This is a genomic window from Kroppenstedtia guangzhouensis, assembly GCF_014637345.1.
Lineage (GTDB): Bacteria > Bacillota > Bacilli > Thermoactinomycetales > DSM-45169 > Kroppenstedtia > Kroppenstedtia guangzhouensis.
Genome location: NZ_BMEX01000009.1, coordinates 76,039 through 91,487 on the forward strand (window position 1 = coordinate 76,039; position 15,449 = coordinate 91,487).

18 protein-coding genes and 1 rRNA gene are annotated in these 15,449 nt (G+C 52.6%); 14 read left to right on the top strand and 5 right to left on the bottom strand.

Going from position 1 to position 15,449, the window contains the following annotated elements; translation table 11 throughout:
• Positions 1-92: 92 nt before the first annotated feature.
• Positions 93-491 carry a globin domain-containing protein gene (locus IEV46_RS12395; RefSeq protein ID WP_188432868.1) on the bottom strand — a complete coding sequence of 133 codons (399 nt, stop codon included), beginning with the start codon at positions 489-491 and terminating at the stop codon, positions 93-95.
• Positions 492-1,796 (bottom strand): glutamate-1-semialdehyde 2,1-aminomutase, encoded by a 1,305-nt coding sequence (locus IEV46_RS12400; protein WP_188432869.1) that lies wholly within the window; start codon positions 1,794-1,796, stop codon positions 492-494.
• Positions 1,797-2,151: 355 nt separating this feature from the next.
• Here IEV46_RS12400 and IEV46_RS12405 point away from each other — a divergent pair, with 355 nt between their 5' ends.
• The 5 genes from IEV46_RS12405 to IEV46_RS12425 all read left to right on the top strand — a co-directional run bounded on the left by IEV46_RS12405 (position 2,152) and on the right by IEV46_RS12425 (position 7,899).
• The gene (locus IEV46_RS12405) at positions 2,152-3,078 is read left to right on the top strand and encodes a DUF1835 domain-containing protein (RefSeq protein WP_188432870.1); all 927 of its coding nucleotides are present in this window, start codon (positions 2,152-2,154) and stop codon (positions 3,076-3,078) included.
• Between the two features lie 166 nt (positions 3,079-3,244).
• Entirely contained in the window at positions 3,245-4,894 is a 1,650-nt protein-coding gene (locus tag IEV46_RS12410) for a hypothetical protein (protein WP_188432871.1), read from the top strand.
• A 39-nt stretch (positions 4,895-4,933) separates the two neighbouring features.
• Positions 4,934-6,331: a class II fumarate hydratase gene (locus tag IEV46_RS12415; protein ID WP_188432872.1), complete on the top strand. Its 1,398-nt coding sequence runs from the start codon at positions 4,934-4,936 to the stop codon at positions 6,329-6,331.
• Between the two features lie 40 nt (positions 6,332-6,371).
• Positions 6,372-7,121 (top strand): sporulation protein, encoded by a 750-nt coding sequence (locus tag IEV46_RS12420; RefSeq protein WP_188432873.1) that lies wholly within the window; start codon positions 6,372-6,374, stop codon positions 7,119-7,121.
• 16 nt (positions 7,122-7,137) lie between these two features.
• A complete protein-coding gene (locus tag IEV46_RS12425) occupies positions 7,138-7,899 on the top strand; it encodes a sporulation protein (RefSeq protein ID WP_188432874.1) in 762 nt (253 codons plus the stop codon).
• 88 nt (positions 7,900-7,987) lie between these two features.
• Here IEV46_RS12425 and gerPC read toward each other — a convergent pair whose 3' ends face one another.
• Positions 7,988-8,362 carry a spore germination protein GerPC gene (gerPC, locus tag IEV46_RS12430; RefSeq protein WP_188432875.1) on the bottom strand — a complete coding sequence of 125 codons (375 nt, stop codon included), beginning with the start codon at positions 8,360-8,362 and terminating at the stop codon, positions 7,988-7,990.
• A 153-nt stretch (positions 8,363-8,515) separates the two neighbouring features.
• On the opposite strand from gerPC, the gene IEV46_RS12435 reads away from it, so the two are divergent.
• Positions 8,516-8,935 carry an Hsp20/alpha crystallin family protein gene (locus IEV46_RS12435; RefSeq protein WP_188432876.1) on the top strand — a complete coding sequence of 140 codons (420 nt, stop codon included), beginning with the start codon at positions 8,516-8,518 and terminating at the stop codon, positions 8,933-8,935.
• A 69-nt stretch (positions 8,936-9,004) separates the two neighbouring features.
• Positions 9,005-9,208 carry a spore germination protein gene (locus IEV46_RS12440; protein WP_188432877.1) on the top strand — a complete coding sequence of 68 codons (204 nt, stop codon included), beginning with the start codon at positions 9,005-9,007 and terminating at the stop codon, positions 9,206-9,208.
• Between the two features lie 133 nt (positions 9,209-9,341).
• Here IEV46_RS12440 and IEV46_RS12445 read toward each other — a convergent pair whose 3' ends face one another.
• Positions 9,342-9,527, bottom strand: coding sequence for a hypothetical protein (locus IEV46_RS12445; protein WP_188432878.1), 186 nt, complete (start codon positions 9,525-9,527; stop codon positions 9,342-9,344).
• A 488-nt stretch (positions 9,528-10,015) separates the two neighbouring features.
• Here IEV46_RS12445 and bcp point away from each other — a divergent pair, with 488 nt between their 5' ends.
• The 5 genes from bcp to perR all read left to right on the top strand — a co-directional run bounded on the left by bcp (position 10,016) and on the right by perR (position 13,509).
• Positions 10,016-10,486, top strand: coding sequence for a thioredoxin-dependent thiol peroxidase (gene bcp, locus IEV46_RS12450; RefSeq protein WP_188432879.1), 471 nt, complete (start codon positions 10,016-10,018; stop codon positions 10,484-10,486).
• Between the two features lie 66 nt (positions 10,487-10,552).
• Entirely contained in the window at positions 10,553-11,338 is a 786-nt protein-coding gene (locus IEV46_RS12455) for a class I SAM-dependent methyltransferase (protein ID WP_229736083.1), read from the top strand.
• 13 nt (positions 11,339-11,351) lie between these two features.
• Complete coding sequence (locus IEV46_RS12460; protein ID WP_188432880.1) at positions 11,352-12,305, top strand: D-2-hydroxyacid dehydrogenase; 954 nt, start codon at positions 11,352-11,354, stop codon at positions 12,303-12,305.
• 12 nt (positions 12,306-12,317) lie between these two features.
• Entirely contained in the window at positions 12,318-12,998 is a 681-nt protein-coding gene (nth, locus tag IEV46_RS12465; RefSeq protein ID WP_188432881.1) for an endonuclease III, read from the top strand.
• A gap of 73 nt (positions 12,999-13,071) precedes the next feature.
• The gene (perR, locus tag IEV46_RS12470) at positions 13,072-13,509 is read left to right on the top strand and encodes a peroxide-responsive transcriptional repressor PerR (RefSeq protein ID WP_308420306.1); all 438 of its coding nucleotides are present in this window, start codon (positions 13,072-13,074) and stop codon (positions 13,507-13,509) included.
• 129 nt (positions 13,510-13,638) lie between these two features.
• On the opposite strand, the gene IEV46_RS12475 is transcribed toward perR, so the two are convergent.
• A complete protein-coding gene (locus IEV46_RS12475) occupies positions 13,639-13,977 on the bottom strand; it encodes a DUF2614 family zinc ribbon-containing protein (protein WP_373284611.1) in 339 nt (112 codons plus the stop codon).
• 187 nt (positions 13,978-14,164) lie between these two features.
• Here IEV46_RS12475 and IEV46_RS12480 point away from each other — a divergent pair, with 187 nt between their 5' ends.
• Positions 14,165-15,031 carry a nucleotidyltransferase-like protein gene (locus tag IEV46_RS12480; protein ID WP_188432882.1) on the top strand — a complete coding sequence of 289 codons (867 nt, stop codon included), beginning with the start codon at positions 14,165-14,167 and terminating at the stop codon, positions 15,029-15,031.
• Positions 15,032-15,348: 317 nt separating this feature from the next.
• Positions 15,349-15,449, top strand: a 16S ribosomal RNA gene (locus tag IEV46_RS12485); the annotation flags it as partial.

Consider the following 15,449-nt stretch of genomic DNA (forward strand, 5'->3'; position numbering starts at 1 on the left):
CGTTCAAGCCAAGTGCCACAGCAGTCAAATCGATATACCAGACAGACAAAAAGCCACCTCCCGGGAGTGGCTTTGCATTTTTTTATCTGCTGTCAGGATGGCTGATCGGGTTGGTTCACCATATGGGCAGCAGTGGTGTACAGCCGGCTCCACATCTCCTCCCGGATCTGCCCTTGGATCCCTGCCTCATCGAGGGCTTCCGCCATGCAGCGAAGCCAGGCCTCCGCTCGCCGGGGGGTGATGGGAAAAGGGAGGTGACGGGCACGCATCCGGGGATGTCCGTACAGCTGGCTGTACAGAGGGGGACCTCCGAAGAACTGGGTGAGAAAGCGTCTCTGTTTTTCCATGACGGGTCGGATGGCGTCCCCTTTCGGAAAGATCGGGGCCAGCAGGGGATCTTTCTGCACCCGGGGATAGAAAGACTCCACGATTCGGGTGATGGTTTCGTCGCCTCCGATCCGCTCATAGATTGTCAAAGGTACTCGGGTCAATCAGATCACCTCTTGGCTCTCAACATATTCAAAAGCTTTTTCCGCGGCCTGAAGAGTATACTCCAAGTCCTCGTCGGAGTGGGTGGTTGTGAGGAACCAGGCTTCGTATTTGGAGGGGGCGAGATAAACTCCTTCCCGGAGCATCCCTTGGAAGAAACGGGCAAACCGGTCCCCGTCCGCCTGTTGGGCACCCACGTAGTCCGTGACAGGGCGATCGGTGAAATACAGCGTCAGGGCGCCGCCTTTCCGGTTGATCTGGACAGGGATTCCCGCCTGTTGGGCATGGGAGTGGAGTCCGGTTTCCAGGATCGATCCTTTACGATCGAGCTCTTCATAGGTTCCCGGTTCGGAGAGGGTTTCCAGACAGGCGATTCCCGCCGCGATGGACAGGGGGTTGCCCGCCATGGTTCCGGCCTGGTAAGTGGGTCCCATCGGAGCCACTTTCTCCATGACTTTCCGGCGACCTCCGTAGGCACCGATGGGCAGTCCGCCTCCGATGATTTTCCCGAGGGCGGTCAAATCGGGCTCCACATCATACAGGGTTTGAACGCCGCCGTAGTGAAACCGGAAAGCGGTGATCACCTCATCATAGATTACGAGAGCGCCGGCGTGACGGGCCTGTTCCTGGACAGATTCAAGGAAACCGGGGGCTGGCTCCACGATGCCAAAGTTTCCCACCAGGGGCTCCACGAGAACGGCAGCCACCTGATCCCCCCAACGGGAGAAAGCTTGTTTCAGCCCCTCGGGATCGTTAAAGGGTACGGTGATCACTTCCTCAGCGATGCTTCGGGGAATCCCTGCGCTGTCCGGTGTTCCCAATGTGGACGGGCCGGATCCGGCGGCCACCAGAACCAGATCGGAATGCCCGTGATAACATCCGGCGAATTTGATGATTTTATCCCTTCCGGTAAAAGCCCTGGCGAGGCGGATCGTGCTCATCACCGCTTCCGTTCCGCTGTTGACGAAGCGGATTTGCTCACAGGACGGGATCGCTTTCTGCAACATTCGGGCCAGCCGAATTTCTTTCTCCGTAGGGGTGCCGTAGAGAACCCCTGTCTCCGCAGTCTTTTGGATGGCTTCCGTCACCCGGGGATGGGCATGTCCCAGGATGATGGGACCGAAGGCGGCCAGGTAATCGATATAGCGGTGACCATCTTCATCCCAGAAGTAGGGGCCTTTCGCTTTTTTCATAAACAACGGATGATCCATGCCGACAGCACGGAAGGACCGTGAGGGGCTGTTCACGCCGCCGACGATCACGTCCAGCGCCTTTTTATATAAGTTTTCGGATTGTGGATGGGACAATTGAATGCCTCCCCTCGTCAGATTACCTCTTCCATTGTACAGGTCCCGGGGAGTGAGGGGCAAGCGGGAGAGTTCGGCCCGGAAGAGGTGCGGACGAGGGTGTTTTTCAAGTATGTTAATTCCACTGGAAACAAAAGATGTGATATGTCATCCTGTTAGATAGGAGAAGCAAGGCTGTTGATTAACGAGATAACAGGCGTTGGAAAGGGAAGCGTGAACTATCACCGCAAGACCGGGAGTGAAGCGATCCTGGCGAGCGGAACATGGCAGAACAGGATCTCACTGTCAAAAAATAAGGCTGATCCACACGCCCCAAGAAGAACGGTTTTGAACCGAAAAGGAAGAGGGGGAGAGCATGATCCATATCGTCAACGGTGATGAATTTGGGGAACGCCTCCGCGAATCCCCTTTGTTGAACGGAGAAGTCTTCGTTTGGCGGGAGCTGTATGACCTGGGTCCCTTCTCTTCGGGTTGGAATGAAAAGGAAATGGCGGCTCGGCGAGCGGTTTTTCTGGAAGAAATTTTGGGGATTCCGGCGGATCGGATGGAAATGGTACTACGATACCAAGAACAACGCTTAAACCGGCTCCCTCTTGACTCCCAGGTGGTCTTCTGGTGTGCTCCGAACCGGCATGACCAGATGATGTTGACTTATCTTTTGTCCCGATTGGCGGATCGGGGTCTGCAACGTGCGGAGTGGGTGAAATTGCCGGGGGTTGAACCTCCCTCCGGCTTATCTGGTCCGGACTTGGTTCAACGGTTTGAAAACCGTCAGCCATTGGGACAACGACATTTGGAGCAGGCAGCATCGGCTTGGCGTTCTTATATCTCCCCCGATCCCCGGGATATTGAAGAGTGGCTGAAGATCACTCCTTCTTTTCTTCCTGATCTTCGGTCCGTATTTCAGCGCCATCTGGAATATTTTCCATCTGCATTCAATGGATTGAATGTGGTGGAGGAGCTGATCTTGCAAAAGATCAGGGAGCAGCCCATGGATTTCCCGGAGCTGTTTCGGGAGCTCTCTCTCCTCAGGGAGGAAGATGGCCTCAGCCAGGTCCATTTGGCTATCCTGTTGAATGATCTGGGCGACATCTCTCCTCCGCTGATCCGGTTTGAAGGGGAGGCGGCGATCATCCCGACACCCTTAGGAGAAAGGGTGTTGGCCGGGGAAGAAAACCGTTTGCAGGTTTGTGGAATCGACCGGTGGCTGGGCGGAGTCCACCTTCGGGGGGACTCCTGCTGGTGCAGAACAGCCGGGGGTGTGCTGGTAAAGGGGGAATAATCCATCCTTTCCAACTCCCCGGTTGTTTCTGTCTCCGGGAGAAAGGTCGCAGTGTGTCGGAGACTGTCGAAATCGGCTGTACGATTGACGGCTGCTGTGGTATTCTGAAAATGGTGTTTTGTAGCTTTTTGTACAGTCCGGAAATACAGGAGTGGGGGAGAGGAAGTTGGCTTTTTTTTCTGTCGGGGACAACTACCGTGGTACATATCAAATTGAATATGTGGAACCGTTTTTTGAAGGTGAATTGGCTGTTGCTTCTTCAGAAGGGGAACGTTTTTTTCTTCAGCTGACCCGCCTTCAGAAACCGGCCCCGCCCCGGGCCATTCAGCAGTACCTTTCCCTGAAGGATCATCCGCTGATCGTACCCTATCTCCAAGTGTATTCGGAAGAACGTTCCTTGGTCATGATTCGTCCTTTTGTTTCCTTTACGGAACGTTTGCATGAACGGATTGCCCGCGGAGGCCTGGAGGAAGATCAAATCCTAGATTGGGTGAAACGCCTGTTCCCGGTGGAAGAGACATTAAAAGAGAAACCCCTCCGGATGTACACCGTACTACATCCCGCCAACATCGGATTGACAGAATCGGGCGGGGTTCAAGTGCTCTACTGTGGGGTTGAGGGGCGAACTCTTCCCGATCCCCAGGTGGATTGGGGAAACCTTCTCTATATGTTGTTTTCGGGTAAGATGTTGGATCAACCGATTAAAAAGCTTCCGCCGGATCACGGATTTTCAAAACCCTTGGAAAAACTGATTCAGAGATCTTTTCATCGACCGGCAAACTCCGTGGCATCCAATTTGGAGAGCTATCTGAAAAAGCGGGATTCCAAAGGCTTCTTCGATTTTTTAAAGCCCAAATCCACTTCAAAAGGGAACAAAGCTCCAAAGATCCCGCCTTCGGTTGAATCCCCGTCCGATTCAGCAGCCCCCGAAAAATCTCCTTCAGAGGGACCTTCATCCGATGTACTTCGACGGAGGTTGGAAGAAACCCGCCGAGCCCAGGAAGAAGCGGCGCGTCAGGAGCAGGAGCGTCGGGAGCGGGAGGAGGCGGAACGCCGGGCCCGGGAAGAAGCGGCGCGTCAGGAGCAGGAGCGCCGGGAGCGGGAGGAGGCGGAGCGCCGAGCCCGGGAAGAAGCGGCGCGTCAGGAGCAGGAGCGTCGGGAGCGGGAGGAGGCGGAGCGCCGAGCCCGGGAAGAAGCGGCGCGTCAGGAGCAGGAGCGCCTGGAACGGGAGCGTCGGGAGCGGGAGGAGGCGGAGCGCCGAGCTCGGGAAGAAGCGGCGCGTCAGGAGCAGGAGCGCCTGGAACGGGAGCGTCGGGAGCGGGAGGAGGCGGAACGCCGAGCCCGGGAAGAAGCGGCGCGTCAGGAGCAGGAGCGCCTGGAACGGGAGCGTCGGGAGCGGGAGGAGGCGGAGCGCCGAGCTCGGGAAGAAGCGGCGCGTCAGGAGCAGGAGCGCCTGGAACGGGAGCGTCGGGAGCGGGAGGAGGCGGAACGCCGAGCCCGGGAAGAAGCGGCGCGTCAGGAGCAGGAGCGCCTGGAACGGGAGCGTCGGGAGCGGGAGGAGGCGGAGCGCCGAGCCCGGGAAGAAGCGGCGCGTCAGGAGCAGGAGCGCCTGGAACGGGAGCGTCGGGAGCGGGAGGAGGCGGAACGCCGAGCCCGGGAAGAAGCGGCGCGTCTAAAACAAGAACCAGTGCCCGGCGGTCCCAAGGAGCAGTCGGAAAGAGCTCGAGTGGAGCGGTTGCATCATGACCGGCTCGCTGCTCAGTTTGAAGAATATGTCCGTCATGTGTTCAATCGGCAGTCCCGGGGAAATGACTAAGGCATAAGGATCATTTATTCCTATGCCGGAGGTGTTTCCATGTCGAATGAATACCGGATTCAGTGGGACTCGATGGGAGAAGTGCGTGTCCCCGCTGAGCGCTATTACGGTGCCCAAACCCAGCGTGCCGTGGAGAACTTCCCGATCAGCGGTTGGCGGCTTCCCCGCAGATTTATCCGTGCCCAGGGATTGATCAAAGCTGCCGCGGCCTATGCGAACCAGAAGAGTGGTGAGCTGAGTGAGAAAAAAGCGACAGCCATTATCCAAGCTGCGGAAGAAGTGATCGATGGGCGTTGGGATGACCACTTTGTAGTGGATGTATATCAAGCCGGAGCGGGGACCTCCCAGAATATGAATGCCAACGAAGTGATTGCTAACCGGGCGGTTGAAATTCTTGGGGGACGGGTGGGGGATACTTCATTGGTTCATCCCAACGACGATGTCAACCGGGGTCAATCCACCAATGACACCATTCATACCGCTATCAATATCGCGGCGGCAGAAGAGTTGGTTCACGGTTTACTCCCCTCCGCAGACAGTCTGATCCAAGGCCTGCGGGACAAGAAAGATCAATTCGGGAATATAGTCAAATCGGGGCGTACCCATTTGCAAGATGCAGTTCCTCTCCGGGTGGGGCAAGAATTGTCCGGTTATATCGGAGCTTTGGAACAGGCTGTAAAGGGGATTAAAGAAAGCCTCGACCTCCTGTATCAGCTTGGTCTTGGAGGAAATGCCGTCGGCACCGGGATCAATACGCCTGCCGGTTATGCCGGGACAGCTGTGGAAGAGATTGCCCGCAGAACGGGTCTTCCCTTTCGGCAGGCGGAATCCCGCTTCTCCTTCATGCAAAACACAGGCGGAGCTCTCAAAACCAGTGGGGCATTGAAGATATTAGCCGTCCATTTGGATAAATTGGCTGGCGATTTGCGCCTGCTTGGCTCGGGTCCACGGACGGGACTGGCCGAATTCCGCTTGCCTCCGGTCCAGCCGGGATCTTCCATCATGCCGGGCAAAGTGAATCCTGTCATGGCGGAAATGATGAATATGATCACGGTGCAAGTGATCGGAAACGATGCAGCGATCACCGCCGCCGGCCAACATGCTCAGTTGGAGCTGAATGTGATGATGCCGGTAATCGCCCACAATCTGCTCCACTCCATTCAGATCATGACCCATGGGATGGAAGCCCTGCGCCGACGCTGTATTGATGGATTGGAGGTGGACCCGGATCGATGCGGTGAGTGGATGGAGAAATCCCTCGCCCTAGCGACGGCTCTCAATCCCGTGATTGGATATGACCGGGCGGCGGAAGTGGCCAAAAAGGCTTACCAGGAAGGAAAGACTGTTCGTCAAGTCATTTTGGAGGAGAGGATTTTGTCCGTGGAAGAGGCGGATCGTATTCTAAACCCGAACAACCTGATTCCCGGAGACGACTGAGTCTTCGGGTCTCACATTTCTTGAAGGAGGTGATAGAAGAATGGCAACCATTTTTAACAAAGCTTTGGCCAGTCTTGGAGTGGGTGGTGCCCGGGTGGACACCCGGCTGGAATCTTCTCAGTATCAGCCGGGAGACATCGTTCGAGGGGAAGTGATGGTCCGGGGGGGAGAGATCGGTCAAAAGGTGGACGACATCTATATGTACTTGTTGATCCATTATCTGAAGAACGATAAAAGTGTTCCCCATATATTGGAGGAGTTCCATCTGAGCGAAACTTTTGAGATTGAAGCCAAAGAGTACAAGATCATCCCATTCCAGTTTCGGATGCCTCTTCAAACTCCGATGTCCTGTGGCCGCTTCCCCATTTATCTGAAAACGGGCCTGGATATCAAAATGGCGAAGGATCCGACCGATCTGGATCGGATTGAGGTATTCCCCCATCCGACAGTGGAGAAGGTGCTCGGTGAAATTGAGAGCTCCGGGTTTATTATGTATCGCCTGTTCAATGAGTTTCTGCCCGGTTCCAAATCGCTTCCCTTCATTCAAATCTTTCAATTCCGTCCAGCGGAAAAGTATCATGGATACTTGGACGAGTTAAATCTTTTCTTCGATGTGGATGAAGGTGAGGTTCACATGGAGGTGGAGATCATCCGGGGAACAAGGACATTGAACACATCCTTCAATTGGTTGTTGGATGATCCGGACGGAACTCTGACCTCTGATCACGGGGATCCAAATACTCCCGTGTCCAGCCCGGTTGAAGCCATCCAGTCCCTGCTGACATCCTGAGGGAAGGAGGACATAGATGTCATTTTTCAATAAAGCGTTGGCCAGTATCGGGATCGGCAATGCCAAGGTGGATACCCGTCTAAAGCAATCCCGTTACCGGCAGGGGGATCTGGTCGAAGGGGAAATTTTTATCCAGGGCGGTCAAGTGGAGCAAGAGATTGATGAAATTTATCTGTATTTGGTCGTTTTGTATTTTCAGGAAAACTCCCAAAAAGAGTATGTGATGGAAGAGCACCGGTTGACGGAGGTATTTAAAATCGCCCCCAGGGAAACTAAAGTGATCCCTTTTGAATTTATGCTCCCATATGATACCCCGGTCACTACGGGCGGATGCCCGGTATATCTCAAAACCGGATTGGATATCTCGATGGCGGTCGATCCTGACGACACCGATGGGATCGAGGTGTTGCCCCACCCCTTGGTGGAAAAGGTTCTTCAGCTGGTGGAGAGGGTCGGATTCCAATTGGTGCACATCGATTTTGAATTTGATCATTTTTTCTCTCGCCATCCCTTCATACAAAGATTTCAGTTTAAACCCACGGGGGATTTGCGGGGGGCTCTCGATGAACTGGAACTGATGTTTTATATCGGGGCGGATTATTTGGAGACGATTTTCCAGGTGGATCGGCGGGCGACAGATCTGATGACCTCTCTGGAAGAAGCTCTGGATCTGGATAAAAAGACATTCCGGTTGACTGTGACGGAAGAGGATATCCAAGGAGGAGATCAGGAGCTGGAAAAAAAGTTGTCAGACCTGATCCGAGAGTATGCACATTGATCATACCTGTTTATGGGCGGCATGAGGCCGCCTTTTGATCTTCTCTGAAAGCATCCAGCCGTTATGAAATCCAATTTTAACACCCTGCTCAGGAGGGATCTGTGTCCGATTCGGAGGGAGGACCTTCGGGAGGGGGGACCTGGACGGAGGAGCTTTCTTCCTCCACCGTGGGGATGCCGGGGGAGGAAGGGGTGGGTTCTCCAAGATCAAACTGGGCTTTTCCTTCCCGTTGCAATTTCCCGATCAGCTCATTTACGGTTTCCCCTTCTGCCTGGGTTGTGAACCCGACGTTGAGTGTTCCGCTCAGGGTTTGTACATTCAGTTCCTGTATTTTGTATACCAAGCTTTCGATGGTGACGGGTTGGATGGCATCCATTTGTCTCTTTAACTCTTCATTCTCTTTACGAAGGGTTTCCATTTCCTGCTCCAGCCGGTTGATCCGATCCCATAAGTAAGCATACATATCCCTGGGCACCTCCACTTCTCATCGAGGCTTTTGCTTCAGTATATGGCTGATTTGCCGATGATCATGCCCAAAATCGATTCCAGTATCAGAGCAAGTGCTTTTTGAATAGACTGGGGTTGAGAAAAACTGTAGCCGGGGAGGAGGGGAAGTATGGATCCCCACCAGAACTTTATGAAATGGGGAGAAATGGCCCGCAAATTTTTGGGGAATGATTTTTGGGGCGATATGTTGGAAACGATGCCGTCATCGGGTCCAAAGGCAGATGTTTATCATGGACACGATGAGGTGCTGGTTTTGATCGACCTTCCCGGGGTGGAGGATATCAGTCAGATTCAGCTGCAGGTGGAAGAAGATACGCTCTTGGTCAAGGGTAGAGTGAATCCCCGGCATACCCACTACCAAGCAAACCTCCAGGAACGATTCTACGGCGATTTTGAACGAAGAATCAAGTTGGGGACCTCTGTCATCAGAAAAAATAGCAGTGCACGCTACCGGAAAGGGGTATTGGAAGTACGTTTATTACGAGCCGGTATGGAAACGGATTTCCACACCATTCGGATCCGGGATTGAACCGGGAACAGGCACAAGGCCCTTTTCCGGTACATACCATGGGATAGACCCCAGCGGGGAGGATGGATCATGGGAACCATCAACAACATTTTTAATTTGAAAATCCACAGCGTATCCAGCGCCGGGTCTGTCAACTTTGGAAACACCGTCAATATCGGAGCCGAGAGCAATTCTAAATCCCTGGGAGGTTCGTCACCTATCGGTGACTTTGCCCGCAATATCGATTTAGAAACCAACCAGGCTATCGATCCTGATATCATCGACCAGGTTTAAGGCAGGTGTATTGGGATGGATGTTTGTATAAAAACGTATAGTCTCCATGTCACCTCGGTGACAAACCACGGTTCCGTCAATATAGGAAGCACAATGAATATCCAATATTCCGATAGGAATCGACAAAGGCTATTCACGCCACAGGACCCACTCCCTCCTGGACAAGAGCCCACACGCCCTCCGGCCACCCCGCCGGAGGTTCTCCCGAATCAACAACCCCTCCAGCCGACCCCGCCTCCGGGAGGAACACCGGGAATGCGGGAACGAAGCCATGAAGGGAAATCCGCTCCTGACGGGGTATTTTATTCGATTCTGCCACCTGTCCATCCCCCCTTATGCATCCCTCCCATGCCGCGGTGGGATTAGAAGCATTGTGAATTAGTGCTGGCCGGGTCGGTCGGGATTGGGTTTCACATGACCTTTTCGTTGTTCTGACGATCCAAAATCACTTCATGTGAAACTCAACTCCCTGTATAGCGTGACCGGGGAGCGAAGCGACCCTGAGCACACTTGTGTCCTGTGGGTATGGCAGCTTTTTCACAGAGCCTTACTTTAAAAGCGTCAACGGATGTCGAACATTGTCAGTATTGTGTGTGTGGAGCGAGCTCCAAATGCAGTAATCACCGTCCAGTTTCATTTGCTTTGGGACAACCTTAGACATTTCCATAAGTAAAATTCATCAACACTCAAAATTTACCCCAACCCTTTGCCATGGAGGGTGGCCGAAGTGAATGGATGCCTTTGTTGGCGGGATACTTCCCCGGCGATCTGTTACAATAAAGACAAACGATGAATGGAGGTGGCCATATGGTCAAAGAAGGGGATCAGGCACCTGAATTCAGCCTGCCGGCATCCAATGGAAGAGAGGTTTCCCTGTCAGATTACAGGGGAAAGAAAAACGTAGTTCTCTACTTTTACCCCAAGGACAATACCCCAGGTTGCACTGCCGAGTCCTGCGATTTTCGTGATCGGGAGAAGGAATTTACCGACTTGGACACGGTGATTTTGGGTTTGAGTTTGGATGATCTGGAGTCCCATGAAAAATTTATTCGGAAATACAATCTTCCTTTTCTTCTTCTGAGTGATTCATCTGCGGAAGTATCCAAGGCGTATGGCGTATACAAAGAAAAGAATGTATTTGGAAAGAAGAAATGGGGAATTGAACGTTCCACCTTCATCATCGACAAAGAAGGCAAAATCGCAAAAGCTTGGCGCAAAGTAAAAGTGGACGGGCATGTGGATGATGCCCTGGAGTGGGTGCGGGAGCACTTGGGTTGAGCGCTGACCTGATCAGGCAGGGGTGAAGGAATCACTTCTTCACCCCTTTTTGATGGGGAAGGAGGTGTGATCTTGTCTGAAGATCATATGTACCGGTGGCCGGACTATTATGACTGGACTTCAGAGGGTCTGGACGGAGATGTCACCTATTATGCCGATCTGGCCATGAAAGCAAAGGGACCGGTGCTGGAGCTGGGATGTGGAACCGGGAGATGCACTTTGGGTATGGCCCGGCATGGAGTTGAAGTGGTTGGTGTGGACAAGCAACCTGAGATGTTGGCTGTGGCTGAAAAGAAAGCGGAAGCGATGGGATTGTCCGATCGATGCCGGTGGGTGTGTGAGGATATGACCGCCTTGAAGCTGGAACGTCGCTTTTCATTGGTGATCATCCCATACCGTTCTTTTCTCCATCTTCTTCATGTCCGGGATCAGGTGGCTACCCTGCAAACGATCCGCCACCATTTGGAGGACGGGGGTTGCCTTGCCTTCAATGTGTTTGTACCTGATATCACCCAACTGGCTGAGGAGGAAAAAAAGCTGGTTCATCGAGGCGTGTTTGGTATTCCGGGAACGGGTCAGACCGTGGAAGTGTATGATTACACGGAGTTTGACCATTTTCGCCAACAGGCAGCTGTGATTCGCTATTATGAGCGATTTGAGGCTGGTGGCAGGCTGCTGGAACGATTACGCACCCGTTTTTCCATGCGCTACGTTTTTCCCACGGAACTTTTCCACCTGCTTCGCCTGACCGGCTTTGAGGTGGTCAGGCGTTATGGTGGCTTCAGGAAGGAACCCTTCGGTCCCGAGAGCACTGAATTGGTGATTGAAGCCATAAAGACGGCACATCATTGAGGAGGAGATTCGGATGACCCATGTGGTGTCCTCGGCACGGATCAATGAAAAGCACCAACACCGGCTGTGTCAGGAATTTCCCGGTGTTCGGTTTTCCTTTCTTGAAGGGATCCGAGATGCGATTGAGGTTGCTTCTGATGCTGTGATTCTGATCACATACGGTGAAGACCTGGATGAGGAGAAAGTGGCTCATTTCCCCTATCTCCGCTGGATCCATGTGATCAGTGCCGGCGTGGAGCTCCTCCCTTTTGCGGCTCTGAAAAAAAGAGCGATCCGGGTGACCAATGCCCGTGGGATTCATGCAACCCCCATGGGGGAATATGCGTTGGCCGTCATCTTGCAATGGACCCGAAAACTTCATCAGTTTGCGGATCGACAAAGGCAAGGGAGGTGGGATCGATCCCTGCGCGTCGAAGAGTTGTCGGGAAAAACCGTATCCATTTTGGGGACAGGGGCCACCGGTCGGGGGATCGCATCGCGACTGAAGGCCTTCGGCGTGAGGGTACTGGGAATGAACACAGATGGGACCCCAGTTTCCTTCTTTGATGAAACGATGGCGCCCAATGATCTGGAGAAACTAATGAAGTGCTCTGACTTTGTGGTGGTGACTCTTCCCTTAACCCCTCATACCCGGGGGTTTATCGGAGAGCGGGAACTCGCTTGGATGCAGCCCACTGCCTGTCTGATCAACATGGCTCGAGGAGCGGTGGTGGACGAGGCCGCATTGCTGGACGCTCTGTCCAAGGAGAGGATCGGTGGGGCGATTTTGGATGTGTTTGAACAGGAGCCTCTCCCAAAAGACCATCCTTTTTGGTCCCTGAAAAATGTATTGATCACTCCCCATATATCAGGCCGGTCTCCTCTGTATATGAGTCGGGCCTTGGATCTTTTCATCCACAATCTGAGCGTGTACACTTCCGGGAGAGGGGATTATTTAAATCTTTTGGATCTGGATCGGGGATACTGAGGAGGTAACCGGATGATAAAAAAACCAAAACGTGTGCAGACACGAAAAATCCTGGACACTCTTGCCAGGATGTATCCCGATGCCCATTGTGAACTTCATTTTCGAAATCCGTTTGAGCTTTTGATCGCCACTATCCTTTCTGCCCAATCGACGGATCGTCAGGTAAACATTGTGACGGAAAAGCTGTTTGCCAAATACCCTTCACCGGAGGCTTTCCTGCCTTTGACGGAAGAGGAAATGGCAGAGGAGATTCGCGGGTTGGGCTTGTTCCGAAACAAAAGCCGAAACATCCTGTCGACCTGCCGTATTCTGGTGGATTCCCATGGTGGAAAGGTACCGGAGCGACGGAAGGATCTGGAGGCGTTGCCCGGAGTAGGACGAAAAACAGCCAATGTAGTGCTGAGCAACGCTTTCGGTGTTCCAGCTCTTGCGGTGGATACCCATGTACTTCGGGTTTCCAATCGATTGGCCCTGGCCAACAGCAACCAACCTTTGGAAACGGAGAAACAATTGACCCGGAAAGTGCCCCGCTCGGAATGGACCGATACCCATCACCGGCTGATCTGGCACGGACGCAGGGTCTGTACTGCCCGCAATCCCAAGTGCGAAGGATGTGATTTACTTCCCTTTTGTTGGTTCGGAAAAAACCGTAACGATATGGAGCCATTGACAAACTCCATAAAAGGGGAGTAGACTATTTATATATATTCTAATTAAAGAATCACTTCTTGCCCTTTCGATGGCGGGACACAACGGGGTGATGGCAATGGAAAACAACCGCGTCAATCAGGCGATTGAAGTGCTGAAATCAACAGGTGTACGAGTGACGCCACAGCGGTATGCCATTTTGGAATACCTTCTTACCTCACTGGGCCATCCGACCGCCGATGAGATCTACAGGGCACTGGAGGATAAATTCCCCAATATGAGTGTCGCGACGGTATACAACAACCTACGCGTCTTCAAGGAAGCGGGAATGGTTCGGGAGCTGACCTACGGAGATGCTTCCAGCCGCTTTGATGCCAACATGAAAGAGCACTATCATGTCATCTGTCGGGAATGTGGCAAGATCGTGGATTTTGAGTATCCTCCTTTGTTTCAAGTGGAGAAGGAAGCCGAAGAAAAAACCGGTTTCCGGGTGGAGACCCATCGAATGGAATTTTACGGCGTCTGCAATTCCTGCCAAAAAGAAAAAGTGGTTTAAAAAACCTGCCCAAGATCGGAGGGCAGGTTTTTGTCGGTTTACTTCGGATTCATGGATGTCATACCCATCGCTTGGGCATTTCGGTGATATATACAGCCCTTTTCAAGCTTTGAACTGTACAGGTCAGGTTTACTGACTGTCCTGATCCGGGGATTCCGGTGTGGTTGACTCTGTTGCCAAACTTCTGTCCATCGTCAAATGGGCCCGACAATACATGCACTGATCCATCTTCCCGAGGATTTTTGTGATCCGTCCGCATTCCGGACACTCCACTTGCAGAGCTTGGGTCGACAAGATCCCCACCCAAAAATAGATGGAAACACTGGAACCAACCCCGAGCAACCCGAGGATAAAGAATAACATCATAGCTGCCGGCCATATAAAACCGAGGTACATAATACCCATGCCCACAAAAATCATCAGGAGGGCGATGGTGCGAAATTTGTTGATCTTATTGGCGAACAACAACAGGATTCCCTCCTCTGCCCGATCCTCTCCTTCAGGTTAATTAACAGTATACCACGGAACCTGAGGGAGAAAAATGAAGCTTTCCCGAAAAATTCACCGAAAACGGAGGGAGAGCAGGAATTTTTGAGAAGCCGTCGAAATTCTTCTGATAAAGACTTTTGATTCAGGCAGGGGATGGGGAGAGAAGATGATTCAGTCGATATATCCGAAGTTGAAAAAACAGTTGCAAGGGAATCCCCATGTGGAAGGGGCGATCATCCTTCCTACGGGTATGGACTCCTCTTCTGTCCCGGAACCGGTGGATCTGATCTTATTGGTTTTCCATGAGAAGGTGAACGGAAGATCGGTACTCTCCTACATGACGGAGCTCTGGAAGGTAAAGGAACTCCAGATCCCGTTACAGGGTTTGACTGCCGAAGTGATTACAGGAGAACGGCAAGAAGTGATCGATTGTTTGTTGAAAGGGGAGGTTTTGTATGACCCGAAGAATAAACTTGTAAAGCTTCATCGACAACTCCTCTCCTTTCCACGGGAGTTGAAATGCAAAAAAATGTGCCTGGAGTTCTCCGCATTATTAAAGTGTCATCTGGAAAGCAAACTTTTACTGAAGGAAGGACATTTGCTGGATGCTTATCTCTCCATTCAAAAAAGTCTCCTTCACTGGGCGCGTTTGGTAGCAATTGAATCCGGTGAATATCCCCGTTTCCGGTTGTGGCCACAAGTGAAACCGATCAACCCGGGGGTCTATAAATTATACAGGGAGTTGGCGACGGGTGAAGAATCTCTGGAACAGAGGATGAAACTTGTTCTGTTGGCTGAGGAATATGCAGTGTTGACCAAGCCGGAGCATTATTGCGGGTATCTGTTGCGGTTGCTTAACGAAGGTGGCAGCTGGAGCCTAAGTGAAATCCACGGTCGGTTGGAACGGGATCAGCTCGCCCTCGATGTGACGCAGGTGATGGAGGAGCTGGTGCGTCGTGCCTGGGTGGAAGAGGTGATGGTCGGTGGAACCCGCGCAGAACAAAAATATCGTCTAACCCGCAAACATCGCTGAAAAGTAGGAACTTGGCATTGCAAAAAAGGTGTTGACGAAAATATAAAGCCATGTTATATTGATATCTGTCGCCGCAAGATCGGCCTGACCGGCTGGATCCGAGGCGAACCCGAGAAAAAAACAAAAAAGCTGTTGACAGGAACTGCAGAGCATGATAAGATAGTTCTTGTCGCCGCGAGAGAGGCTTTCCCTCCTCGAGTGGCGGAGGCAGCGAGATCAAGCGTTCCTTGAAAACTGAAGAGCGAAAGAACGACCCTGTCATATTTATGAGCAATCAAGCTCGAATCGGGGGACTGTCAAGTGACAGATCTGCCCCTTTTTTGAAGAGTTTGATCCTGGCTCAGGACGAACGCTGGCGGCGTGCCTAATACATGCAAGTCGTGCGGACCGACGAAGAGCTTGCTCTTTGGAGGTCAGC